The following is a 23,379-nucleotide window of genomic DNA, read 5'->3' on the forward strand; positions in this document are numbered from 1 at the left end:
GTAGTCATATGGACTCGGCAGACGACCCCTTCGATCTGACACGTTTCGTTGTCGCACAGGAGCCGGTCTACGGCAGCGTCGTGGAAGAGCTGCGGAACGGGCGAAAGCGTGGTCACTGGATGTGGTTCGTCTTCCCGCAGCTGCGCGGGCTGGGCAGCAGTCCGACGGCGGCGCACTACGGCATCTCGTCGCTGCAGGAGGCTCGGGCCTACCTTGGACACGAGGTGCTGGGGCCGCGGCTGCATGAGTGCACCCAGCTGGTCAACCAGGTGCGAGGCCGCTCGATCAGGGAGATCTTCGGTTCACCCGACGATCTCAAGCTGCGTTCGTCGATGACGTTGTTCGCGCTGGCCACCGACGACCCCCAGGACTTCCGCACGCTGCTCGACAATTACTACCGCGGTGAGCAGGACGACCTGACGCTGGCCCGGCTACACGACTAAGCGGGCCGCAGGATGCGCCAGCCGTGCGGCTCGACGGTCACCTCGCCGACGACGTCGCTGGGCGGGGCCGCCGATCCGGCGACCACCTCTGCGCGCGCCGGTCCCAGCTCCGACAGCACCAGCCGCAACGGCTCGCCGCCGATATTGAACGCCACCACCAGGGCGTCGTCGCCGCTGCGCGTCTCGTAGACGTAGTGCCGGTTGGCCAGCCGTAGCGACGTGGTGGTGGCGGAATGGAGCCAGGAATGGCGACGGCGCAGTCCGACCAGGAACTGGTGCAGCCGCCACACCTCGGCACCAAAGTCGTCCAATGGCAAAGGAGGCGAACCGAACGCCGGGCGCACCGCGTCGTCGCCGCCGTAGCGCTCCTCTTTGACGGCACGGAACCCGAACTCGTCGCCGGCGTACACGCTGGGCACCCCGCCGATCGTCAGCAGCAGCGCCAGCGCGTGCTGCAGATGACGGGAGTCCTCCAGTCGGCTGGCGATGCGAGTGACGTCGTGATTGCCGATGAACGTCAGCGGCGCGAAGCTGGCCAGAAACGTGTTGTGGCGCTGCAGCGCCCAATCCAGCTCGAAGAAGTTGCCGTCGTTGAGGCTGCTCCAGATCGCCTTCCACAGTTCGTACTGGGTGGCGGAATCGAACGTGGCCTCCTCGACGACCGCGGCATAGTCGCCGTGGATAAGTTCGCCGACGAACCATGCGTCCGGATGCCGCTCGCGCACCCGCGGTAGCACGGTCGCCCAAAACTGTGGTGGTACCGCATAAGCCGCGTCCAGGCGCCAGCCGTCCGCGCCCCGCTGCAACCAGTGCGACATCACGTCGGCGACGTAGTCGACGACTTCCGGGTTGTCGTGATTGAGGGTAATGAGTTCGGAATGCCCCTCGAAGGTGTGAAACCGCCCGGGACGGCCCCGAAACCAGTGCGCCGCCGCGTCGTCGTGCGCCGCGTCCCGGTAGCGGCCGAAGTCCAACCCGACATGGTTGAAGACACCGTCGAGCAACACCCGCAGGCCGCGGGAGCGGGCCTCGGCGATCAGATAGTCGAAATCGCGGTCGTCACCGAGCCGGGGGTCGATCCGGTAATGGTCGGTCGTGTCGTAACCGTGTGTGCGCGAGGCGAAAATCGGCCCCAGCGCAACTCCGGATGCCCCCAGCTCGATGGCGTGATCGAACCACTCGGAAAGCCGCCGCAACCGGTGTTCGCCCGGACCCGCCGGCGCCGATCCCTCGGGCGTGGGAAACGCTCCCACAAAGCCCAGGGGATAGATCTGCCACCAGATCGCGTGCGTCACCCAGGATGCGGTCACCGGCGATGATCAGCCGACGCCGGCCAGTGTCTGCGCGGCCGTGATCGCTTGTGCCACACCAGAAACGATCGCTGCGGCCTTCAGGGCTTCCAGGACCACTTCACGATCGACACCAGCCTCGCGCAGCGTGTGCTCGTGGGCGACAACGCAGTGCGAACACCCGTTGATCGACGACACCGCGAACGACCACAGCTCGAAATTCGCCTTATCCACGCCCGGGTTGCCGATGATGTTCATCCGCAATCCGGCCCTAAGGTCGTCGTACTTACCCTCCAGGAAACCGCGGCCACGGTAGAACACATTGTTCATTCCCATGATCGACGCGGCGCCCAGAGCCGCCTGGTACGCCTCGGCAGACAGGTTGTCGGCCGCTTCGACCCCAATCTCGGCCAGCACCTGGGAGTTTCGCGTTGCTGCCGCACTGGCCAGCAACGTGCCCCACAATTGTTCGTCGTTCAGCACGGTGGTGCGGGCAATCGAGCCAAGGTTGAGCTTGAGGTCCTTGGCGTAATCCGGCAGCGCTTCCTTCAGATTCTCGATGCTCATCACAGCCTCCAGAGTCAGGCCGAGGCCTTGAGCAGCTCGCCGGCGTTCAAGGTCGGGTCGCCCTTGCGCCAGTTGCAGGCGCACAGCTCGTCGGATTGCAGAGCGTCCAGGACTCGAAGCACCTCGTCCACGTTACGCCCCACGGATCCCGCGGTCGCCGAGACGAATTGGACCTCGTTGTTGGGGTCGACGATGAAGGTGACGCGGTCGGCGACGCCGTCGGCATTGAGCACACCGGTGGCCAGCGCGAGTTCCCGCTTGATGTCGGACAGCATCGGGAACGGCAGCTTCTTGAGGTCCTCGTGCTGTGCCCGCCACTGGAAGTGCACGAACTCGCTGTCCACCGAGACGCCGAGCACCTGCGCGTCGCGATCCTCGAACTCGTCGTTCAGCTTGCCGAACGCGGCGATCTCGGTCGGGCACACAAAGGTGAAGTCCTTCGGCCAGAAGAACACGATCCGCCACTTGCCTTCGTAGTCGTTGCTGGAGAATGTCTTGAAGTAGTCCTCGGGCTGCTGGGCGTCGACCTTCGACAGATCGCCGCCGATCAGACCGGTGAGCTCGTAGGCGGGGAACTGATCGCCGATCGTAAGCAGTGCCATGTCCGCGTCTCCTTATTTGGAATTAGTCAAGATTTAAGTGTCCAGTGACCATGGTGCCGGGAGCGCTGCTTGAAGTAAAGGTGATATATCACACTATACTTATAGCCATGACCGATAAGAGTTTTCAGCCGACCCTGGCCGGGTTGCGCGCCTTCGCCGCGGTCGCCGAGCGACACCATTTCGGTAGTGCCGCAACGTCTCTCGGCGTCAGCCAGTCGACGCTGTCGCAATCGCTGGCGGCCCTGGAGACTGGCTTGGGCACCCATCTCGTCGAGCGCTCCACTCGGCGTGTCCGCTTGACGCCCGAAGGGGCACAGCTACTCCCGCTGGCCCAGGCGGTCGTTGAAGCGGCCGAGGCGTTTACCGCCGCGGCGGCCGGCACGTCGGATCCGTTGCAGGGCACCCTGCGGCTGGGCATGATCCCGACGGTGGCGCCATACCTGTTGCCCACCGTGCTGGCCGGCCTCGCCGACCGCCTTCCCGCGCTGAGCCTGCGGGTGATCGAAGACCAGACCGAGCGACTGCTGACCGCGCTGCGCGGCGGATCCCTGGACGCCGCCCTGATCGCACTGCCCGCCGACGCCGCGGGACTCACGGAGGTCGGCATCTACGAGGAGGATTTCCTGCTCGCGGTGCCGCCCGGACACCCGCTGTCCGGCAAGCGCCGGGTACCCGCGTCGGCGTTGGCAGACTTGCCGCTGCTGCTGCTGGACGAAGGGCACTGTCTGCGCGATCAAGCCCTCGACGTCTGTCAAAAGGCCGGCGTGCGAGCCGAACTCGCCGACACCCGGGCCGCCTCGCTGGCCACCGCGGTGCAGTGCGTGGCCGGCGGGCTGGGGGTCACCCTGATCCCGCGCAGCGCGGCACCCGTGGAGGCCGCTCGCAGCCAGCTCGGGCTTGCGCAGTTCGCGTCGCCGCGCCCGGGCCGGCGCATCGGCCTGGTGTTCCGCTCGTCGAGTGGCCGCGACGAATCGTATCGGCGACTCGCCGCGATCATCGGGGAGTCGGTCGGCGGTGAACAGCAAGTACGACGGGCCCCATAGCGTCATTCGGCAGCAGCTGCGAGGCGCCTGGACTACCGCACCGAGGTTTCGGCGGGGCCGACTGTAGGTTCTGCCTATGGAAAAGGTGATCGCGGTGCTCAGGCGCGCCGATGCGGACGACGATTGGTGTGCCCGCCAGCGGGGTTCGGTCGCGGACGCGCTGTTGGACCTGGGACTGCCCGGGCTGGCTGTCAACGTGAAGGACGCCGCGGTGCGGCATTCGCTGATGACGCTGACGACCATGGAGCCGCCGGCCGTTGCCGTCGTGAGCATGTGGACGCAGCAGTGCTACGGCGAGCAGCTGACCAAGGCGCTGGCGCTCCTCGAGGCCGAATGTGACCGCGTCGCCGCCTACCTGGTCACCGAGTCGGTCCCGCTGCCTTTTCCCGGAGGCGAACCAGGTTCTCGCACAACGGGTTTCGCCAATGTCGCGTTGCTGCGCCGACCCGCGGAGCTGGACCAGGCAACCTGGCTTAACCGCTGGCAGCTCAACCACACCTCGGTGGCCATCGAGACGCAGTCGACCTTCGGATATACCCAGAACTGGGTCGTGCGGGCGCTGACACCGGACGCACCGGGAATCGCGGGCATCGTCGAGGAGTTGTTCCCCATTGAAGCGGTGACCGATCTCAAAGCATTCTTCGGGGCCGCAGACGACGACGACCTGCAGGACCGGCTGGGCCGAATGGTCGCCAGCACGACCGCATTCGGCGCCAACGAGAACATCGATACGGTGCCGACCAGCCGCTATGTGTTCAAGGCAGCCTTTGGAGCGTGAGGACCACAAATGACAACACTCGAGGACGCTGTGGTGCTGGCGGCGGCGGAAAGCGGGCTGGCGGTGGTCTCGACGGTTCGCGCCGACGGCACCGTGCAGGCATCGCTGGTCAACGTCGGACTGTTGCCGCACCCGGATACCGGTGAATCGGTTCTCGGCTTCACCACCTACGGCAAAGTCAAACTCGCCAATCTGCGGGATCGACCGCAGCTGGCCGTCACGTTCCGCAACGGCTGGCAGTGGGCGACCGTCGAAGGCCGCGCCGAGCTGGCCGGCCCCGACGACCCGCAGCCGTGGCTTGCCGACACCGACCGGTTGCGGCTGTTGCTACGCGAGGTCTTCACCGCGGCCGGCGGAACCCACGACGACTGGGACGAGTACGACCGCGTGATGGCCATGGAGCGTCGCGCCGCGGTGCTGATCGCGCCCACCCGCGTCTACAGCAACGGGTGAGCTCAGGCCGGTGACGCGGCGCGGTTAGGCTGCAGCGGTGACGTTGCTGATCGATGACACCAACCGGGTCCGCACCCTGACGCTGAACCGGCCCGAGGCGCTCAACGCCTTCAACGAAGCGCTCTACGACGCCACCGCGGAGGCGCTGTTGGCCGCCGCCGACGATCCCGAGATCGCGGTCGTGGTGTTGACCGGGACCGGGCGCGGCTTTTCGGCCGGCACCGATCTCGCCGAGATGCAGGCACGCATCACCGACCCAGGCTTCACGCCCGGCAAACACGGATTCCCGGGCATGATCGACGCGCTGAGCGCATTTCCCAAGCCCCTCATCTGCGCCGTGAACGGTATCGGAGTGGGAATCGGCGCCACCATCCTCGGCTACGCCGACCTGGCGTTCATGTCGTCGACGGCGCGGCTGAAGTGCCCGTTCACCAGCCTGGGCGTGGCCCCCGAGGCGGCGTCGTCGTATCTGCTGCCGCAGCTGGTCGGCCGGCAGAACGCCGCGTGGTTGTTGATGTCTTCGGAATGGGTGGATGCGCAGGAGGCCCTGCGGATGGGCCTGGTCTGGCGGGTCTGCGATCCGGAGGGGCTGCTGCCCGAAACCCGTCGCTATGCCGAAGTTCTTGCCTCCCGGCCGGTTTCGAGCCTGATGGCGGTGAAACACACGATCACAGAACCGATTCGGCCCGAGATCGCGGCCGCAACCGCGCGCGAGAATGCGCACTTCGCCGCGCTGATGGGCGCAGCTGCCAACGCCGCGGCCTTGGCCGATTTCGCGGAGCGAAAGAACAGTTAGAGCGACCCCGCGGCTTCGAGTTCGGCATCGACTTGCTTTGACGACTCGATGATCGCCCGCAGCGTGCGCCGGCACCGCCCGCAGTCACCACCGGCACCACACAGCGCGGCGACCTCCTTCGAGGTGGAGGCGCCGCGGGCCACGCATTCGGCCACGGTGTGATTGGTGACGCCGACGCACAAGCACACGTACATCAGCACTCCTTCCCATCACCCACGCCCGCCCGAACACGCTTCGGATTAACCGAGTCTAACCTAAGTAGGTTAGACGAACCTAAGTATGGCGCGGAAGGGCATTTCGGCTACTGAGCGCAGCCATACCTTGCTGGAACAATTCCAATGTGCGTGGCAAAGTGCTGCTTGGCCGCACGGGTGAGCTGCAGCACAGCCACTCGCGCGCCCGGCCACGACGGCCCCGACCACCGGAGGAGTGATCATGCAAGGGGATCCAGACGTCCTGCGTCTGCTCAATGAGCAGTTGACCAGTGAGCTGACCGCGATCAACCAGTACTTCCTGCACTCGAAAATGCAAGAGAACTGGGGCTTCACCGAGATCGCCGAGCACACCCGCGCGGAGTCCTTCGACGAGATGCGCCACGCCGAGGCGATCACCGACCGCATCCTGCTGCTGGACGGCCTGCCGAACTACCAGCGCCTGTTCTCGTTGCGCATCGGTCAGACGTTGCGCGAGCAATTCGAGGCGGATCTGGCAATCGAATACGAGGTCTTGGCCCGTCTCAAGCCCGGCGTGATCATGTGCCGCGCAAAAGAAGACAGCACCAGCGCCTTCTTGCTGGAAAAGATCATCGCCGACGAGGAAAACCACGTCGACTATCTGGAGACGCAGCTTCAGCTGATGGAGAAGCTGGGCGAGCAGCTGTACTTGGCACAATGCGTGTCCCGGCCGCCGGGCTCGATCGCCTGATTCCGATTTGGCTTCACTGACCCGCGGCGCGATTGCCGCGGGTTAACCCTGGGCACCCGTTAGCATCGAACGCCGACGGGAAGGCAGGCATGACGAGCCCGAGAGCAGTATCCAGCGCGGCAACTCAAGCCAACCCGGTCGTCGTCGATCCATCGGCCAGCGGTGCGCTGATCACCCCGCAACGCCGGAACCTGATCTTCGTCGCGATCGTGCTCGGGATGCTGCTCGCGGCCTTGGACCAGACCATCGTCGCGACTGCCCTGCCGACCATCGTCGCCGACCTGGGCGACGCCGGCCATCAATCCTGGGTGGTCACCAGCTACCTGTTGGCGTCGACGATCGTTACCGCGCTGGTCGGCAAGCTCGGTGACCTGTTCGGCCGAAAACGCGTGTTCCAGGCCGCCATCGTGTTCTTTATCGTCGGATCGGTGACGTGCGGGCTGTCCCAGTCGATGGCCATGCTGGTGGGCTCGCGGGCGCTGCAGGGCATCGGGGGCGGGGGGATCACCGTCACGGCCAGCGCGCTGATCGGTGAGGTTGTCCCGCTGCGTGAACGTGGCCGCTACCAAGGCATTCTGGGCGCGGTCTTCGGCGTCACGACGGTCGTCGGCCCGTTGCTTGGTGGCTACTTCACCGACTACCTGACCTGGCGGTGGGCGTTCTGGGTGAACGTTCCGATCTCGGTGCTGGTCATCTTCGTTGCCGCAGCGGCCATTCCGGCTCTGGCGTCGTCCACCAAGCCCGTGATCGACTACGGCGGAATCGTGCTGGTCGGAGTGGGCGCCGCCGCCCTGACCCTGGCGACCAGCTGGGGCGGCACCCTCTACCCGTGGGGATCGCCGGCGATCATCGGCTTGTTCGTCGGCGCCGCGGTGGCACTGGCCGCGTTCGTCTGGGTCGAAAGCCGTGTCCCGCAGCCGATCCTGCCGACCCGGCTGTTCGCCAGCCCGGTGTTCACGGTCTGCTGTGTGTTGTCGTTCGTAGTCGGCTTCGCGATGTTGGGCGCGATGACATTCCTGCCGACCTACATGCAGTACGTCAACGGCGTCTCGGCCACGACGTCGGGGCTGCGCACCCTGCCGATGGTGGTCGGGATGCTGATCACCTCGACCGGCAGCGGCACCCTGGTCGGCAAGACCGGCCGGTACAAGGTCTTTCCGGTCGCCGGTACCGCGCTGATGGCTCTGGCGTTTCTGCTGATGTCGCGGATGACCCCGTCCACCTCGGCGCTGGTTCAGTCCCTCTACCTGGTCGTGCTGGGCGCCGGCATCGGATTGTCGATGCAGGTGCTGGTCCTCATCGTGCAGAACACCTCGAATTTCGAGGATCTGGGTGTGGCCACGTCGGGTGTGACGTTCTTCCGCACCATCGGCAGTTCGTTCGGCGCCGCGATCTTCGGTTCGCTGTTTTCCAACTTCCTCGAAGGCCGGATGCCCGCGGCCCTGGCGGCCAGCGGCGCGCCGCCCGACGCGGTGAGTTCGCCGGGCGCCCTGCATCGTCAGCCACACAATGTGGCCGCGCCGATCGTGCAGGCCTATTCGGAGTCACTGAGCGAGGTGTTTTTCTGGGCCGCGCCGGTGGCTCTGGTCGGCTTCGTCCTCGCGTTGTTCCTGCGGGAGATCCCGCTGCGCGACATCCACAACAGCGCAGTGGATCTCGGCGACGGATTCGGGATGCCGACCACCGACACTCCAGAACGGCTGTTGGAGAACGCGATTGCGCGCATGCTGCGTGGCGACCCCGGCGTGCGGTTGCGCAGCATCGCGATGCGGCCGGACTGTCGCCTCGACGTGGCCGGCCTGTGGGGCGTGATGCGCATCTATCGCTTCGGGCAGATGTACGGGACGGCCCGCCTCAGCGATATCGGCGACTCGATGCGGATCCCGTTCGAGGTCATCGAGCCCACCTTCGCTCGCCTGGTCGCCACCGGCTACGCCCAACGCAACGGCGATCAGATGTGGCTGACCCCGGCCGGGGCCCAGCAAGTCGACTACGTCTATTCGTTGTTGTTGGGCTGGATCGTCGACAAGCTCTCGCGTTCACCCAGTTATCAGGGCCGGCCGGACCGCCGCGAAGTGGAAACCGCGCTGCAGCACATCGCCCACCGCGTTCTGGCTCAACGCGATTGGCACGACGACGCGCCCAGCACGGGCCGGCTGGCGGCGGGTACCGGCAGCAGATAATAGAACGTGTTCCAAAAATCGCGGGGGCGGGCGTACCATCACGCCATGAGCCGAATCGGAACGTTCGCCGACGACGATATCTACAGCTGGGCCACGAAGTCTCCGGACCTCGGCGGCGCGATCGCCAACTTCAGCCAGGCCGTATACACCAAGAACCGCCTGCCGATGCGTACCCGCGAAATCGCGCGCGCCGTGATCGCCCATGACAACGAATGCACCGTGTGCATGAACACCCGCGACGCCGACGGGCCGGCCGCGGGCGTCGACGAAGAGCTGTACGAGCACGCACTGGAATGGCGCACGTGGCCCGGATTCAGCGAGCAGGAGCGACTGGCCGCCGAATTCGCGCACCGGTTCGGCACGGAACACACCAAGTTGCGCGATGACGAAGACTTCTGGACCCGGGCCGGCGAACACTTCTCCGAGGAGCTACTCGCCGACCTCGCCATGTCCTGCGCCCTTTGGGTCGGCATGGGACGGATGCTGCGGACCCTCGACATCGGCCAGACCTGCATGCTGACCCTGCCGAGCCGGGCCTAGACGCCAACCGCATCCGCCGATGAGGCGGCGATGACAACCACACCCCTTGCCGCGGCTTCGGTCGCCCAACTGGAGGCCGAGGGTGTCGACACCGTGATCGGCACCGTGGTGAATCCCGCCGGGCTCACCCACGCCAAGGCCGTGCCGATCCGGCGCACCAACACTTTCGTCGAACCCGGCCTGGGCGCCAGCCCTTCGTGGCATGGGTTCGCCATCGACCAGACCGGTATCGCGTTCACCGAAGACGTTGGTGTGATCGGGGATCAGCGCGTGCGCATCGACTTGTCGGCGCTGCGCGGCATCGGCGACGGGTTGGCCTGGGCGCCCGGCTCGTTCTTCGAACAGGACGGGACACCGGCTTCGGCGTGCAGCCGGACAACGTTGCGCCGCGTCCAAGCCGCACTCGAGACAGCGGGTATTCAGGCGGCGGTCGGCCACGAGATCGAGTTCGTTCTGGTCGATTCGGACGGTGGGCGGCTGCCGTCCACGCTCTGGGCGCAATACGGTCTGGTCGGCGTACTCGAGCGCGAGGCATTCGTCCGCGATGTCATTGCCGCGGCGGCGAGCAGCGGCGTCGGGATCGAGCAGCTGCATCCGGAGTACGGGGCCAATCAGTTCGAGATCTCGCTGGCGCCTCTTCCGCCGGTGGCCGCCGCCGACCAATTGGTACTGACCCGGATCATTGTCGGGCGCGCCGCCCGCCGCCATGGGCTGCGCGTCAGCCTGTCGCCGGTACCCTTCGCCGGCGAAGTCGGATCCGGTGCACACCAGCACTTCTCGCTGACACGGCTCGAGGGTCCGCTGTTTTCCGGCGGCGCGGGCGTCGCGGGCATGACGCCGGCGGGGGAGAGCGCGATAGCCGGAGTGCTGGACGGATTGCCGCAGGCACAGGGTGTGCTGTGCGGATCGATCGTGTCCGGCCTGCGCATGCAACCGGGCAACTGGGCGGGAGCCTACGCCTGCTGGGGTCTCGAGAATCGGGAAGCAGCAGTGCGATTCATCCAAGGCCGGGAGGGTAAGGCGAATTTCGAGGTGAAAATCGTCGATCCATCGGCGAACCCCTATTTCGCGTCTGCCGCGGTCCTGGGACTCGCACTCGACGGCATCCAGCGCAATGCGGCATTGGCACCGGAAACCGCCGTCGACCCGGCGCAGCTATCCGATGCGGAGCACCAACGTCGCGGCATCGTATCCCTTACCCGGAGCCAACCAGATATTGTTGCCGCACTGGATAATTCGGAGCTGCTACGCTCTATTCTGGGTAACGCCGCGGTCGACATGATCGCGGCGGTCCGGCGCCTGGAACACGAACGCTACGGCGACCTCGGCCCCGAGCAACTGGCCGACAAGTTCCGGATGGCCTGGAGTCTCTAGCGGTGGCTGACTCGTCGGCTCTGGCCGACCACATCGGCGAAGTGGCATTGATCGACCACCACGTCCACGGATGCTGGTCGGAGCCGGGCGATCTGCGACGGTTCGAGAACGCCCTCAACGAGGCCAATACCGACCCCCTGACCGACTCGGGTTTCGACTCACAGCTGGGCTTCGCGGTGCGTGCCCACTGCGGCCCGATCCTCGAATTACCGAAACATACTGATCCACAACGCTATTGGGAGCGCCGCAGCACATTCACCGAATGCGAGCTGGCACGCCTGTTTCTGCGGGCGGCCGGAGTGAGCGACTGGCTGGTGGACACCGGGATAGGCGCCGGCACCACAGACATCCCGGAGTTGAGCGCATTGTCAGGAAACCGGGTCCACGAGATCGTCCGTCTCGAGCAGGTGGCCGAGCAGGCCGCACGGGCGCCCGGTGACTATGCGTCGGCATTCGCCGAAATCCTGCACGCGCGCGCCGCCAGTGCCGTCGGCACCAAGTCGATCCTGGCCTACCGCGGCGGTTTCGACGGCGACCTGACCGAACCGCGCCCGGCCGAAGTCGCCCAGGCCGCGCAGCGGTGGCGGGACCTCGGCGGAACCCGGCTACAGGATCGAGTTCTGCTGCGTTTCGGGCTGCACCAGGCGTTGCGCCTCGGTAAGCCGCTGCAATTCCATGTCGGGTTCGGCGACCGCGACTGCGACCTGCACAAAGCCAATCCGCTGTACCTCCTCGACTTTCTGCGCCAATCCGGCGGCACCCCGGTCATGTTGCTGCACTGCTATCCCTACGAGCGTGAGGCGGGCTACCTCGCCCAGGCTTTCAACAACGTCTATCTCGACGGCGGGTTGAGCATCAACTACCTGGGCGCCCGGGCGCCGGCGTTGATCGCCCGGCTGCTGGAGATGGCACCGTTTCACAAGATCCTGTACTCGTCGGACGGCTTCGGGCCGGCCGAATTGCACTATCTGGGTGCGGCGTTGTGGCGCAAGGGTATTCACCGCGTACTGAGTGGATTTGTCGACGACGGCGAATGGTGCGAACGCGATGCAATGCGCGTTGTCGATCTTATTTCCCACCAGAACGCCGCCCGTGTCTATCGGCTGGACGCGCCCGGTCACTGAAGCCGGAATTTCGGCTATCGTGCGCAGGGGGAGATGGCGCGGCGGCGGTTCCCCCAGACAAGGCGTTTCGTGGACAGACGTGATTTCCTCAAATGGGCTGGGCTCGCGGCGGCAGCCGCCGGGCCCGTCCAGGCCTGCTCGCGTCCGGCTGCACCCTCGCCGCCCAACGGCAAGGCCGACTACACGCTGCGAATCGGCACCGGCACCGTCGAATTGGCCCCAGACCTGATTGTCTCCACCACCGTCTACAACGGTCAGTTCCCCGGTCCGCTGGTGCGCTTGAAAGAAGGCCAACGAACCTGGGTCGATATCTACAACGACACCGACACCCCCGAGCAATTGCACTGGCACGGCCAACAGCTCGGTGTGGACGTCGACGGCGCCGCCGAAGAGGGCACGCCGTATATCCCCGCACACGGGATGCGTCGGATCACGTTCGTGCCCGGCCCGGCGGGCTTCCGCTTCTATCACACCCACGTGGTCCCGCGAGCCGACCTGTCCCGGGGCCAGTACGGCGGCCTGGTGGGTCCGGTCTACGTCGAACCCAAGCAGAATCCCGGCGCATACGACCAAGAGATCTTCCTGACACTCAAAGAGTTTGAGCCCAGCTTCAGCCGCGGGGGCGACATGGCCAGCGACTTCCTGGCCGGCACCGCAGACCCAGGGCTGAAAGAGAAAGGCGAAGCGGCGATGAGGACCGCACTCGCCCGCGGCGAGCCACACGGGTATGAGGTCAGCTACTCAGCGTTCTCCGTCAACGGGCACAAGCTGGGCAGCGGCGATCCACTCCGCGTCCAGGCGGGGCAGCGGGTGCTGCTCCATGTCCTCAACGGCAGCGCGACCGAAAGCCGCAGCCTGGCCCTGCCCGGCCACACCTTCACGGTGATCGCACTCGACGGCAACCCCGTGCCGAATCGGGCGCGAGTCCCGGTGCTCTGGCTCGGCGCCGCCGAGCGGATCTCGGCGGTGGTCGAGATGACCGCGCCGGGAGTGTGGGTACTCGGCGATCTCTCCGACGATGACCGTGGCCACGGCATGGGCGTGGTGGTCGAATATGCCGGTCGAGGTGGGGAGCCACTGTGGACACCGCCCCCTCCGTTCCAATGGGACTACCGGCTTTTCGCGGCGGGTACTCCCACCGGGGTCCCGCCACCCGACCACACCATCGAAATGCTGATCGAGAAACGCAACGCGGCGGACAACGGCTTCAACATCTGGACCGTGAACGGTGCCTCATTCTCCATGGACAGCAACACACCCGTACTGGATGTGCAGCGCAACGGGCGCTACCGGCTGCGCTTTCGCAATGCCACCGACGATTTGCATCCGATGCATTTGCACCGCCACACGTTCGAAATCACCCAGTTCGCCGGCACAGCGACGGCCGGCGTGCACAAGGATGTCGCGATGCTCGGCGGCTACCAAAGCCTGGAGATCGATTTCGTCGCCGATCAGCCCGGCCTGTCGCTGCTGCATTGCCATCAACAGATCCACATGGACTACGGGCTGATGCTGCTGCTCAACGCCGCCTAGCCGCCGGATGCAACGTTGGGGTGCAACGGTTTTCGTCCGCAATACGGATGGTGGTGTGAAAGACCGGCAATCCGGGTAGTCGACCCCGAGGCACGCCGAGGACAGGACGCGCACATGGGGATCGTAGGAGAGGCGGTTGACTGGACCCGTCGACAGGTCGTGTCCAGAGTCCCCAAAGCCGACCTCGACCAGCGGGATCCCGACTACATCCGCGACCAGTTGCCGGGCACCTGGCTGCTCGCATCGCTGTACTTCCGGGCAGACGTCCAGGGGTTGGATCGGATCCCCAGCGAAGGTCCGGTGTTGATGGTCGGTAACCACAGCGGCGGCAACGTGCCCCCCGACACCTTCGTCTTCACGCTCGCGTTCTGTTCGTACTTCGGCGTCGAGCGGCCGTTCTACCAGCTGGCTCACAATCTCGTCGTCTCAGCACCGCCGCTGGGCTGGTTGCGTAAGTTCGGCACCGTCGCCGCCAATCCCGAAAATGCCCGTCTGGCACTGGATTCCGGCGCGGCGCTACTGGTGTACCCCGGCGGAGACTATGAAGTGTTCCGGCCGTCGTGGGAGCGCCACAAGGTCGACTTCGGTGGCCGAATGGGATACGTCAGGCTGGCCCGGGAGGCAGGCGTGCCGATCGTCCCCGTCGCCGCCGTCGGGGGACAGGAGAGCGCGCTGTTCCTCAACCGCGGGCAGTGGCTGGCCAAAGCTCTGATGGCGGATAAGTTGCTGCGGCTCAAGAGCATTCCGATATCACTGGCGTTGCCCTGGGGGTTGAACATCGGCGACCTGGCGGGCCACATACCGCTGCCCACCAAGATCGCGATCGAGGTGCAGGAACCGATCGACGTCGACGGCGCCGACGAAGCGGTGCATGACAAGGTCATCGCCAGCCTGCAGGGCGCCGTCGACCGGCTGGCCGCCAAACGTCGTCTGCCGGTGATCGGCTGATGCGCGTCGAACGCCGATGCGTTATCCAGGCGGACCGCCAGTCCGTGTGGAAAATCGTCAGTGACCCGGGCTGCTACCCGACGTTCATGACGAACCTCGAACGGTGGGAAGCGGCGAACGAGCGGGCGGCCGGCGTGGGTGCCCGGTATACCGTCCACTGGAAGATCGGGTCGGTGCCGGTTGGCGGCCTGATCGAGGTGGTCGAATTCGACGAGCGGCGCGACCTGGCATGGGTTGGTATCACCGGCGTCACGCTGCGGGGGCGCATCCGGCTGCGAGACGGGGCCGCCGGCCAAACGAAAGTGACTTTCCGGCTGTCGTATCAAGCCCCGGGTGGAATCCTGGGCTACATCGCCGACCGAATCGCGGTGCGTCAGGTGGGGCGCACGCTGTCCGACACACTCAGGTGCCTCAAGCAACTCGCTGAGTCCTAGTCGATTCGTCTGAGGTCGACAGCGCGCGTTGTCATCGCGATCGCCGATCAGTGGGAATTTCCGGGCACAACGCCCCGTTTGCTGGAATCGAACCAGGCGGCTGGTCTCGAGGCAATCCAGCGAGGGGGGGTGGCTTTTCGATGCGGGCCAGGAGCCGGCGGATTGGCTGGCACGGCCGGCCGAGGACGACAAGCGGTAGCGCACGCCCCGGATCCCGGGTCCGCACCGCGAATTGGCTGATCCACATGTCTCTTCCGATGCTGGCGTTGTGGTTACTGCTCGGCATACCCAGCGTCGACCTGGAATGGGACAACCGGATGGCGCACTTCGTGCTCGTCCTGTCGACAGCGCTGGTATGCGTCGCGTTGGGTGTCCTGATCGGCCGGGAGGCGCGCACCCGGGATGACGCCCGTCTCTGGCTGGTGTCATTGGTGTTTACGACGACCGCCGGCTTTTTCGGGGTGCATGCGCTGTTCACGCCCGGGGTGCTGATGGACACGTCCGACGCGGAGTTCATGTTGCCGACCCGGATGGGTCTCGTCTTGGCCGGCGTGATCGCGCTGGCCTCGTCGGTGAATTTCACGCCGGCCCGTAATGCCCGCCTCTGGTCATGGCGCCGGCGTTTGACGGCACTGGTCTGGTTGCTGATGGCGGCCTGCGCGGTGCTGATCGTGGGCGGCACGCTGGACCGGCTGCCGGATCAACCGCAGCTGGAAGGCATCGAGCAGGCCGGGGCACTGGCCGGGGGCGTGCTGTTCGCGGCCGCGGCGTTGGCCTACTTCCCGATCTATCGGCGACGCCCCGCCGTCGTCGTCATGTCGGTGCTCAGTGCCTTCGTGCTGCTGGCCGAGGCGTCGGTGGCGTTGGCACTCGGGATGAGCTGGCACGCCTCATGGTGGCTGTGGCACGTGCTCATGACTCTGGCCTTCTGCTTCATCGCCTACAGCGCCCGGGTGCAATTCCGCCGCGAAGGCTCGGTCCGGGGGCTGTTCGATGCGCTGGCCACCCAGCAGACCATCGCCGATCTGCGGCGCGATTACGCCGTGGCGCTGGAGGAGATGGTCGACGTGCTGCAGCGCCGCGAGCGTGGCGACCAGGTGGCACCGGGCGCCGCCGCAGCACGGCTCGCGGACCGGTTCGAGCTGTCCGAGCAACAGGTCGCCGTCCTCGAGCGGGGCGCGCAGGCGCTCGGCACCGAGCGCGAGCGCGTCCGCAAGCTGGGCACCCTGATCGCACTGGGTCGGGAGTCCAGCGTCATCCAGGACGAGGACGCGCTGCTCGGCCGGGTGATGGCGGCTATCGCGGACGCCTTCCCCGGTGACCGGTTTCGTCTGGGCATCGTTCGCGACGGCGAGATCGACTTCGGTGACGACGCGACCTCCGACGACCCGCTGCAGCTCCCGCTGATGGTCAAGGGCCAGATCGCCGGCGTGATCGAGGCGTATCGACCCGACGGCTCCTTCGATGACGCCGATGTCGCGCTGCTGCGCTCGTTCGCCACTCAATCCTCCATCGCACTGGAGAACGCCCGGCTCTACCACCACCTGGACGGCCTGTTCCGCAGCTATATGTCACCGGCGGTCGCGACCGCGCTGCTCGCCGACCCGGAGCAAGCTGGGCTGGGCGGCGCTATCACCGAGGTGACGGTGATGATGGCCGATCTGCATGGCTTCACCCCGTTCGCGGAAGCCACCTCTCCGGATCAGGTGGTGACCATGCTGAATACCTACTACGGCGCGGTCGTTCCGGTGATTCTCGAGGCGGGTGGCACCGTCCTGCAGTTCGTCGGCGACGCGGTGATGGCAATCTGGGGCGCTCCGGCCAGGCAGGCGGATCACGCGGTACGCGCCGCGGGTGCTGCACTCGCACTGCATTCCGTCGTCGAGGAGGCTGCGGGCGGGCATGCCGACTGGCCGCGTTTTCGGGTTGGCATCAACACCGGGCCGGCACTGGTGGGCAACATCGGCGCGGAGCAGATGCGCAGCTTCACCGCGATCGGGGACACGATGAATCTGGCTGCGCGGCTGCAGAACCTGGCCGAGCCGGGTCAGGTGGTGGTCGGCCCAAGCACCTCGGCAGTGCTCGGTACGGCTGCCCGGGTCAGCCGGCATGGCTGGGTGAAGGTCAAAGGCAAGCGCGACCCGGTCCGGCTCTGCGTGCTGCACGAATTAGCGTCATAGCAACGGCTTTTCGCGGGTCTGTTATACGTTTCGCCCAGTGGACGAAGGGCACCGTCGGCGCGAAACTCGTTGGCTTGCTGGAAAACACACCCTTAGCGGCGCCGGCACGATCTTGCGCGATGTTTGTCCGAACCACGAATTCACCTGCATTCCAGGCTAACGAGCGATCGATTCGGTCGCCGATAAACCTTAAGCCGAAAGTGTTTGCACCACCGTGCTACTGAGCTCTCGGCGTCTATTCACGTCGTGGGCGGGGACGAATTCGCATCCACGCGCCAACGAACACACTTGTCCCGCACACCGGCTCAGACGCTTAATCGCGTTGGGCGAGTATGTATCCGGAATATCTTCTGCGCTGAATTCATCCCGCCAAAAAGCCGCCCCACACAGCACACGTTGGCTGGGCGCAGCTGGCCAAAGCGAGGGTTCCGCGATAATCCCTGCTGGCACAGGGATTATCGCGGAGTCACCCCGCGACTAATAAGCGCCTTACTACGGCGTGAAGACCAGGCCAGAGCCGCCTGGGTCAATGGTGAGCGGGATCGTGCACCCTGATGCCGTAAGCGCGGTAAAGCCGAGGATCAAGGCGACGACAAATTTACTGCTGAGACGTGACATGGTGTTACCCCCGTTCGTCTAAGGACAATCTGTTTCCAGAGAGCCGTTCTGTTGCCCGAGACACACGTACAATACGACGCGAAAGAGCTTGATCACGAGTATTTTCCCGAAATCGCCGCAAAGTTTTTTCGCCTCTTGCATTCAATCGGTACGATTCTGAGCCGGGTCCCAGGGATACGGTATGTCGCTTCGAAATTCATTGCGGCACAATGCTTTTCAAATCAAGATCACCGGGAAATGGACTGGCACAAAGGGATGCGGTCAGGGCGCGACAAGATGTCGGGCCGGCTGCACCGCGTGTCCGCGACCGCAAGGGCCCAATTCCCGGCTGGGGCGGGCTACTCCGGGCCGCCGCGACGCGACCGCGCACGGTCGCTGGACCGTTTCACGGCGAGCAAGGACGGCTAGCCCCAGTGCGGCGGCACTTCACTGCCCGGACAGTCGCCGTATCGGCAGTTAATGTCGCGCACCCGTCTGCGGATGACCTTGCCGTCGCTGTCCCGGATGTACTCAACCGTCGCCTCGGCTGCCCGCCGGCAATGAGGGCAGGTTTCCATTTCAGTTTCAAAACGCGGCATCTGGTCCTCCTCCCCGTCGCGAAGTAATTGAAGCGTTCCAGATCACCATGCGGTGTGTACCCATGGACACTGTTTGGATCCCGGTTCAGCCCGGTGCCCATCCCGAAGAAGTGCATTCGGAAACGGGGTAGATGGAAACCCCTCGTCTTCCATCTGAGGGCAGCCCGCGGGCGCACAGCGCACCGTCTGTCCGGGCCGCGGATCATCCCCGGCCCGGACAGACGCTCACAGGCGATCAGCCCTGCACGTGGCGCGCAGCGACTGCATTAAGCGGATTCGTTAACGAACACCCACACCGTGCGGACACACATGATGCCTACCCGAGGGCGTCATGCCGGGCCTGGCGCTGAACCGTAGCAAACGGCTTGAGGGAGTGCTCACCGACGCGTGAGAGGCGCGTAGCGCGACAACCTACGCGGCCTTACATCGAGATGTTGATGAGCGACAAGACCGGCGTGCAGCCGCTCGCCGCAACAGCGGTAAAGCCAAGGATTACGGCAACACTGATTTTGCTGGTCACACGCGACATAACGCACTCGATTCGTCCCGGTTAGCGCCCGGCTCTATTGAGAGCCGGCCGTATGGCGTCAGGAGTCGCAAAAAACGACCGCTCCCGACTCCGAACAACAATTAGCTGGCATGAAGGCGCCCACCATCGCATTCAGACCCGACTCGGTCGGTGCCGATACTAACCCGAGATCGACCAGACATGCCAGCTTTACCAACAATTAATGTCCTCGCGTCGGCGAGGCCGAACGATGCCCGGATGCCGGGCCTCGACAAAAAACGCCTTGCAGTGCAGTTTTATGCAGTTACAGTCGGCAAATGAAGCAGCTTCAGCTCAGATCAAACCCACCGAAAGCTCAGTCGAGACCCAGAAGTCTTCCAGAACTCAAAAAGAGAACAGCGAAAAGGTTGGAGTGCATCCGGACGCCGTAACGGCGGTAAGGCCGAGGATTAAAGCGACACTGACTTTGCTAGCTAAGCGAGACATGAGGTACTCCGTTCGTCGAGATCTCACCCGCCTCAAAGGGAGCCGGGTTTGGATGGTGTCAGGAGGCGCAAGCAAGCCGATTCCCGACGTCGCCATAATTAATAGCTGGCATGAAGGCGCCCACCGCCACATTCAGACCGGACCGGTGTCCACGGTAGCCGAGGTTGGGTGGCAAAGCCAGGTATCCGCGAGTAACGGCGGCTTTCGCTGAACGGAACAGATGCGTCTCAGCGAACACGCTGAGACACCGTCTTCAGCAAACATGTGGAGTCGCCAAATAGCGGCTTCACCGCACCCCGCGGCGGCGGCGGCTGATCACCGCCGAGCACCGGCCATTGTGCGAGCGAATCGACGTTCTTATCAGGTCCCGAGCGCCGAAGATTCCTCGCGTGTCAGGGCATCAGAAGGAGAAAAGCGATAGGACCGGCGAACATCCGGAAGCCGTTACGGCCGTGAAGCCCAGGATCATGGCGACACCGACTCTGCTGGTTATGCGCGACATTGCACTCCATTCATCCAGGTATCAACCGGCTTTGGCCAAGCCGGGTCGCGGCGTCAGGAGGCACAGAAAATGGCCGCTCCCGACTCCGAAAACAAATAGCTGGCTTGAAGGCGCCCACCACCGCATTCAGACCGATTCGGCCGGTGCAGATCATAACCGAGATCTGCTACGTCACGCTAGACGATACTCACGGGTAACCACTAGCCCCGTTATTCATCCACGGACGTATGAAAAATGGATCAGATCAAACCCGTAGCATCGAAAACCCAGGACGTATCGGCATTCGCCAGCGCCTCGAAGTGGTTCGGAGGCGCGAAGCTGACCAGGCTGTTCATGTCCCAATAGTCTTTCCAGACCGTGATCTTGCCGTCGACGACCTTATGTACCGTGACGAATCTCAGCACGCCTTGTTCCCCCGAACCGAACGTCCAGGTTTCGGAGTGTTCATACATGACGTCGGTGCCGTTGGAGAGCAGCACGCCGTCGTGGTTCTCGTAACCCGCCAAGTGCTCGAGTCCGATTTTGAGGCGTTTCACGGTGTCTTCGGGCCCGCGTGCCGACACCGCGGGAACGGGCATGTCGACGTAGAGGCAGTCGTCCGCCAAGAACGTCTTGACCGCATCCCAGTCGCGCCGCGAAAGCGCCCGCCACAGCCCCAGTACTACATCCTCGACCGCGATCATAGAAACTTCTGTCATAGCGGCAAATAAACTCGCTCGCCGCGTGGGTGTCAACCACGATGCCGCAGGCGAATACTCGCGAAGGTGAACCCGCTGCAGCGCTATATCGCCGACGAGATCGCCACCGACCACCTCGACGGGCTGCTGACCAGACGCGAGGCCATCCGGCGGCTGTCGCTGCTCGGGTTGGGGACCGCGGCGGCGGCTGCACTGCTGGTCGCCTGCTCCGTGGCCGCGGAACAGGCCGAGACTCCGAAGCCCGCGCCGGCACCCGAAAGCTCAACTGGCCCAGCACAACCGCCCGGCATGGCGAAGGCATTGCCCACATCGCCGATTTCGTGGGCCGGGTCAACAGGTCGGTTGCAGGGCGCTTGGGCGCAGGCCGCCGATGCCAGGGGCGCCGTGCTGGTCATCCACGAGAACAAGGGACTCAACGACTGGGTGCGATCGGTTGCCGGCCGGCTGGCCGGGGCGGGGTATTCGGCGCTGGCCATCGACCTGCTCTCCGAGAAAAGTGGGACCGACGCGTTCCGGGATCCGGCCGAGGCGACCGCGGCGCTCAGTGTGATCGCGCCGGAGCAGTTCATTCACGACATGAACTCAGGTGTCGCCGAAGTGAAACTTCGGGCACCCGGGCGCAAGGTCGGGGTGGTGGGTTTCTGCTTCGGTGGGGGACTGGTGTGGCAACTGCTGTCCGCCGGCGCGTTGGGCGTCTCTGCCGCCGTGCCGTTCTACGGGCCGTTGCCGCCCCAACCCGACTTCACCGGAGCCAAGGCGGCAGTGCTGGGGATTTACGGTGCCCTGGACACCCGGGTCACCGGCTCGCAAGCGGCGGCCAAGGCCGCGCTCGACCGGTTCGGGCTGGTCAACGAGCTGGTGGTGGAAGCCGGCGCCGACCATGCGTTCTTCAACGACGCCGGTCCCCGCTACAACGCCACTGCCGCGGCGGACGCCTGGCAGCGCCTGCTGGACTGGCTGAACCGCTACCTGGCTCCCTAGGCGTCGACGGGAGCCATCGACCGCGCCCGCCCGAGCGCCACCGGCAGATTCGACCAACCCCGCAGCACCCGGGTGTCCCGGCGGGTCCCGGCACCAGCCGCACGCACCTCGGGGAAGCGATCGAAAAAGGCCCGAAGTCCCACCTCGCCCTCGGCACGGGCGAGAGCGGCACCCAGGCAGAAGTGCCGGCCTCCGGAGAACGCGAGATGCCTACCCGCATTGGAGCGTTCGATGTCGAACCGATGCGGATCGGGGAACACGGCGGGATCCCGGTTCGCGGCAGCCAGATAAAGCAACACCACGTCGCCGCGGTTGACCGGCCTGCCCACCAGCTCGACATCGTTGACGGCCCTGCGCACGGTGAGTTGCACCGGTGAGTCCAGGCGCAGTATCTCTTCGACGGCGTTGGGCCATAACTCGGGACGCTCACGCAACGTCTCCAGATGCTCGGGTGTGTCGAGCAGCATCCGAATCCCGTTGCCCAGCAGGTTAACCGTGGTTTCGAAGCCCGCGGCCAACACCAGCGCGGCAATCGCGGTGAGTTCGGTTTCGTCCAGCCGTGTTTCGGGCGCGCCACTTTCGGCGGTCTGAATCAGCTGGCTCATCAAGTCGTCGCCGGGCGAGCGCCGCAGCTGCTGCAGATGGTCGACGAGCCACGCGTTGAATCCGGCGATCCCTTGCTGCACCGTGCGGTATTGGCGCCACGGCAATCCGACGTCCAGACTCGGAGCGGCCAGTTCGCCGAACTGCAGGACGCGCGGCCGATCTTGTTCGGGCACACCCAGGATGTCGCTGATGATGGCGACCGGAAGTCGCGAGCAGTACCGCCCCACAACGTCGACCACGCCGGACTCGTTGGCCAGCTCGTCCAATAGGCTGGCGGCCGTTGCCTCCACCCGGTCGCGCAGCGCGGCAACCGCCCGCGACGTGAACACCGCGGACACGGTCTTGCGATAGCGGGTGTGCTCCGGCGGCTCGGTGGCCAGCAGCGACGGGGCGCGCAGCGGATGCAGCAGATCGTCGCGGGCACGGCGCTCCAGCCACCGCACCGGTGCCGGCAGATTCGATCCCAGCACCAGGACCCGGAAGTCGTCGGATCGCAGCAGACCGTGGATGACCTCGTGGTCGACGGCCAGATAGCCCACGCGGCTGCGGACCAGCGGGCCCATCGCATGCAGTTCGTCGCAGAACGGCACCGGGTCGGCGGCAACGGTCGGGTCCGCGATCAGCCTGGCCTGCATGTCACCGCGACGAAGCCCGAGGGACGCGACGCCGCGAATGAACCCGTGCATCGCCAGCCAGTGCAACCACTCCTTCACGGCGCCTCCCCGGGGCAGACAGGTGGTGTGTGCAAAAGCGTAGGCCCGATTTCTCAGCACTCCGCGGTGATCTTGAAGTCCGTGGTGATGACCTTGTCGGGGTTGCTGGTGCTGATGCCGTAGGCGCTGCCGGTGATGGTGTACGCCCTGTTCGTCACGTCGACGTGCGCATCACCCACGCCGCCCTGCCAGAAGCTGCCGGTAAATCCATCGACGTTGCGGATCTTCACCCATTGCGGGATGGCCCGATCGGCACTGAGCAGCACCACGGCTTCGACCTGGCCGTCGCGGTCGGGAATGGTGATGGTTCGGTAGGACTGCAGCTGCGTGCACGCCGGCGGACGCGCCCCGTGGGCGGCCCCGTTGATGCTCAGATGCGCGGCGGCACGCGGTGTGGTCTGGGGCTCCGCGCAGCCCGCGAGGCCGGCGGCCAGCACAACTGCGGCCACGATCCACCTGTATTGCGCCATTCCAGCTC

At 65.4% G+C, this 23,379-nt stretch carries 23 protein-coding genes; 15 read left to right on the top strand and 8 right to left on the bottom strand.

All coding sequences use genetic code 11. The annotated features are described in order from the left end of the window. Positions 1-8: 8 nt before the first annotated feature. Positions 9-443, top strand: coding sequence for a DUF1810 domain-containing protein (locus AC5Y5O_RS07665; RefSeq protein ID WP_500024501.1), 435 nt, complete (start codon positions 9-11; stop codon positions 441-443). On the opposite strand, the gene AC5Y5O_RS07670 is transcribed toward AC5Y5O_RS07665, so the two are convergent. Genes AC5Y5O_RS07670 through AC5Y5O_RS07680 form a run of 3 tightly spaced genes read right to left on the bottom strand, consistent with a single transcriptional unit; the run spans position 440 to position 2,901 of the window. Then, on the bottom strand, positions 440-1,753 hold the full coding sequence (locus AC5Y5O_RS07670; RefSeq protein WP_500024502.1) for an alpha-amylase family glycosyl hydrolase: 1,314 nt from the start codon (positions 1,751-1,753) through the stop codon (positions 440-442). The two genes, AC5Y5O_RS07665 and AC5Y5O_RS07670, sit on opposite strands and share 4 nt — an antisense overlap. A gap of 9 nt (positions 1,754-1,762) precedes the next feature. Further along, positions 1,763-2,299: an alkyl hydroperoxide reductase gene (locus AC5Y5O_RS07675; RefSeq protein WP_096287845.1), complete on the bottom strand. Its 537-nt coding sequence runs from the start codon at positions 2,297-2,299 to the stop codon at positions 1,763-1,765. Positions 2,300-2,313: 14 nt separating this feature from the next. Further along, positions 2,314-2,901: a peroxiredoxin gene (locus AC5Y5O_RS07680; RefSeq protein ID WP_096287847.1), complete on the bottom strand. Its 588-nt coding sequence runs from the start codon at positions 2,899-2,901 to the stop codon at positions 2,314-2,316. A gap of 107 nt (positions 2,902-3,008) precedes the next feature. On the opposite strand from AC5Y5O_RS07680, the gene AC5Y5O_RS07685 reads away from it, so the two are divergent. The 4 genes from AC5Y5O_RS07685 (at position 3,009) to AC5Y5O_RS07700 (ending at position 5,971) form a co-directional block, all read left to right on the top strand. Next, positions 3,009-3,944 (top strand): hydrogen peroxide-inducible genes activator, encoded by a 936-nt coding sequence (locus tag AC5Y5O_RS07685; protein WP_500024504.1) that lies wholly within the window; start codon positions 3,009-3,011, stop codon positions 3,942-3,944. Positions 3,945-4,020: 76 nt separating this feature from the next. Then, a complete protein-coding gene (locus AC5Y5O_RS07690; protein ID WP_096287851.1) occupies positions 4,021-4,722 on the top strand; it encodes a hypothetical protein in 702 nt (233 codons plus the stop codon). Positions 4,723-4,731: 9 nt separating this feature from the next. Next, on the top strand, positions 4,732-5,175 hold the full coding sequence (locus AC5Y5O_RS07695; protein WP_096287853.1) for a TIGR03618 family F420-dependent PPOX class oxidoreductase: 444 nt from the start codon (positions 4,732-4,734) through the stop codon (positions 5,173-5,175). Between the two features lie 37 nt (positions 5,176-5,212). Continuing rightward, on the top strand, positions 5,213-5,971 hold the full coding sequence (locus AC5Y5O_RS07700) for an enoyl-CoA hydratase/isomerase family protein (protein WP_500024507.1): 759 nt from the start codon (positions 5,213-5,215) through the stop codon (positions 5,969-5,971). On the opposite strand, the gene AC5Y5O_RS07705 is transcribed toward AC5Y5O_RS07700, so the two are convergent. Then, the gene (locus tag AC5Y5O_RS07705) at positions 5,968-6,165 is read right to left on the bottom strand and encodes a (2Fe-2S)-binding protein (RefSeq protein ID WP_096291150.1); all 198 of its coding nucleotides are present in this window, start codon (positions 6,163-6,165) and stop codon (positions 5,968-5,970) included. The two genes, AC5Y5O_RS07700 and AC5Y5O_RS07705, sit on opposite strands and share 4 nt — an antisense overlap. A gap of 241 nt (positions 6,166-6,406) precedes the next feature. Here AC5Y5O_RS07705 and bfr point away from each other — a divergent pair, with 241 nt between their 5' ends. The 9 genes from bfr (at position 6,407) to AC5Y5O_RS07750 (ending at position 17,211) form a co-directional block, all read left to right on the top strand. Beyond that, positions 6,407-6,895, top strand: a complete 489-nt coding sequence (bfr, locus tag AC5Y5O_RS07710) for a bacterioferritin (protein WP_096291151.1) — start codon at positions 6,407-6,409, stop codon at positions 6,893-6,895. An 89-nt stretch (positions 6,896-6,984) separates the two neighbouring features. Then, the gene (locus tag AC5Y5O_RS07715) at positions 6,985-9,078 is read left to right on the top strand and encodes an MDR family MFS transporter (RefSeq protein ID WP_096287857.1); all 2,094 of its coding nucleotides are present in this window, start codon (positions 6,985-6,987) and stop codon (positions 9,076-9,078) included. A 45-nt stretch (positions 9,079-9,123) separates the two neighbouring features. After that, positions 9,124-9,618: a carboxymuconolactone decarboxylase family protein gene (locus tag AC5Y5O_RS07720; RefSeq protein WP_096287859.1), complete on the top strand. Its 495-nt coding sequence runs from the start codon at positions 9,124-9,126 to the stop codon at positions 9,616-9,618. 30 nt (positions 9,619-9,648) lie between these two features. Beyond that, a complete protein-coding gene (locus tag AC5Y5O_RS07725; RefSeq protein WP_500024510.1) occupies positions 9,649-10,992 on the top strand; it encodes a type I glutamate--ammonia ligase in 1,344 nt (447 codons plus the stop codon). Positions 10,993-10,994: 2 nt separating this feature from the next. Next, entirely contained in the window at positions 10,995-12,116 is a 1,122-nt protein-coding gene (locus tag AC5Y5O_RS07730) for an amidohydrolase family protein (protein ID WP_096287863.1), read from the top strand. A gap of 33 nt (positions 12,117-12,149) precedes the next feature. Continuing rightward, entirely contained in the window at positions 12,150-13,649 is a 1,500-nt protein-coding gene (locus AC5Y5O_RS07735) for a multicopper oxidase family protein (RefSeq protein WP_500024512.1), read from the top strand. Positions 13,650-13,763: 114 nt separating this feature from the next. Continuing rightward, a complete protein-coding gene (locus AC5Y5O_RS07740) occupies positions 13,764-14,597 on the top strand; it encodes a lysophospholipid acyltransferase family protein (RefSeq protein ID WP_096287867.1) in 834 nt (277 codons plus the stop codon). Beyond that, a complete protein-coding gene (locus AC5Y5O_RS07745; RefSeq protein ID WP_500024515.1) occupies positions 14,597-15,031 on the top strand; it encodes an SRPBCC family protein in 435 nt (144 codons plus the stop codon). The genes AC5Y5O_RS07740 and AC5Y5O_RS07745 overlap by 1 nt, the downstream gene beginning before the upstream one ends. Before the next feature lie 245 nt (positions 15,032-15,276). After that, positions 15,277-17,211, top strand: a complete 1,935-nt coding sequence (locus AC5Y5O_RS07750; protein ID WP_207768535.1) for an adenylate/guanylate cyclase domain-containing protein — start codon at positions 15,277-15,279, stop codon at positions 17,209-17,211. A 1,022-nt stretch (positions 17,212-18,233) separates the two neighbouring features. Here the strand turns inward: AC5Y5O_RS07750 and AC5Y5O_RS07755 are convergent. Continuing rightward, on the bottom strand, positions 18,234-18,407 hold the full coding sequence (locus AC5Y5O_RS07755; RefSeq protein ID WP_096287871.1) for a 5'-phosphate oxidase: 174 nt from the start codon (positions 18,405-18,407) through the stop codon (positions 18,234-18,236). Positions 18,408-20,142: 1,735 nt separating this feature from the next. After that, a complete protein-coding gene (locus AC5Y5O_RS07760; RefSeq protein ID WP_096287873.1) occupies positions 20,143-20,586 on the bottom strand; it encodes a limonene-1,2-epoxide hydrolase family protein in 444 nt (147 codons plus the stop codon). Between the two features lie 81 nt (positions 20,587-20,667). On the opposite strand from AC5Y5O_RS07760, the gene AC5Y5O_RS07765 reads away from it, so the two are divergent. Next, on the top strand, positions 20,668-21,582 hold the full coding sequence (locus AC5Y5O_RS07765; RefSeq protein WP_500024518.1) for a dienelactone hydrolase family protein: 915 nt from the start codon (positions 20,668-20,670) through the stop codon (positions 21,580-21,582). Here AC5Y5O_RS07765 and AC5Y5O_RS07770 read toward each other — a convergent pair. Both AC5Y5O_RS07770 and AC5Y5O_RS07775 read right to left on the bottom strand, forming a co-directional pair. Then, positions 21,579-22,901: a cytochrome P450 gene (locus AC5Y5O_RS07770; RefSeq protein ID WP_096287877.1), complete on the bottom strand. Its 1,323-nt coding sequence runs from the start codon at positions 22,899-22,901 to the stop codon at positions 21,579-21,581. The two genes, AC5Y5O_RS07765 and AC5Y5O_RS07770, sit on opposite strands and share 4 nt — an antisense overlap. Positions 22,902-22,954: 53 nt before the next feature. Further along, positions 22,955-23,371, bottom strand: coding sequence for a lipoprotein LpqH (locus AC5Y5O_RS07775; protein ID WP_500024520.1), 417 nt, complete (start codon positions 23,369-23,371; stop codon positions 22,955-22,957). Between the last annotated feature and the right edge of the window lie 8 nt (positions 23,372-23,379).

The sequence above is a fragment of the Mycobacterium sp. NGS40 genome (assembly GCF_059812735.1).

Coding starts and splice junctions, on each gene's coding strand:
- AC5Y5O_RS07665 (WP_500024501.1), top strand. CDS start 9: ATGGACTCGGCAGACGACCCCTTCGATCTGACACGTTTCGTTGTCGCA.
- AC5Y5O_RS07675 (WP_096287845.1), bottom strand. CDS start 2,299: ATGAGCATCGAGAATCTGAAGGAAGCGCTGCCGGATTACGCCAAGGAC.
- AC5Y5O_RS07680 (WP_096287847.1), bottom strand. CDS start 2,901: ATGGCACTGCTTACGATCGGCGATCAGTTCCCCGCCTACGAGCTCACC.
- AC5Y5O_RS07685 (WP_500024504.1), top strand. CDS start 3,009: ATGACCGATAAGAGTTTTCAGCCGACCCTGGCCGGGTTGCGCGCCTTC.
- AC5Y5O_RS07690 (WP_096287851.1), top strand. CDS start 4,021: ATGGAAAAGGTGATCGCGGTGCTCAGGCGCGCCGATGCGGACGACGAT.
- AC5Y5O_RS07695 (WP_096287853.1), top strand. CDS start 4,732: ATGACAACACTCGAGGACGCTGTGGTGCTGGCGGCGGCGGAAAGCGGG.
- AC5Y5O_RS07705 (WP_096291150.1), bottom strand. CDS start 6,165: ATGTACGTGTGCTTGTGCGTCGGCGTCACCAATCACACCGTGGCCGAA.
- bfr (WP_096291151.1), top strand. CDS start 6,407: ATGCAAGGGGATCCAGACGTCCTGCGTCTGCTCAATGAGCAGTTGACC.
- AC5Y5O_RS07715 (WP_096287857.1), top strand. CDS start 6,985: ATGACGAGCCCGAGAGCAGTATCCAGCGCGGCAACTCAAGCCAACCCG.
- AC5Y5O_RS07720 (WP_096287859.1), top strand. CDS start 9,124: ATGAGCCGAATCGGAACGTTCGCCGACGACGATATCTACAGCTGGGCC.
- AC5Y5O_RS07725 (WP_500024510.1), top strand. CDS start 9,649: ATGACAACCACACCCCTTGCCGCGGCTTCGGTCGCCCAACTGGAGGCC.
- AC5Y5O_RS07735 (WP_500024512.1), top strand. CDS start 12,150: ATGGCGCGGCGGCGGTTCCCCCAGACAAGGCGTTTCGTGGACAGACGT.
- AC5Y5O_RS07740 (WP_096287867.1), top strand. CDS start 13,764: ATGGGGATCGTAGGAGAGGCGGTTGACTGGACCCGTCGACAGGTCGTG.
- AC5Y5O_RS07745 (WP_500024515.1), top strand. CDS start 14,597: ATGCGCGTCGAACGCCGATGCGTTATCCAGGCGGACCGCCAGTCCGTG.
- AC5Y5O_RS07750 (WP_207768535.1), top strand. CDS start 15,277: ATGTCTCTTCCGATGCTGGCGTTGTGGTTACTGCTCGGCATACCCAGC.
- AC5Y5O_RS07755 (WP_096287871.1), bottom strand. CDS start 18,407: ATGCCGCGTTTTGAAACTGAAATGGAAACCTGCCCTCATTGCCGGCGG.
- AC5Y5O_RS07760 (WP_096287873.1), bottom strand. CDS start 20,586: ATGATCGCGGTCGAGGATGTAGTACTGGGGCTGTGGCGGGCGCTTTCG.
- AC5Y5O_RS07775 (WP_500024520.1), bottom strand. CDS start 23,371: ATGGCGCAATACAGGTGGATCGTGGCCGCAGTTGTGCTGGCCGCCGGC.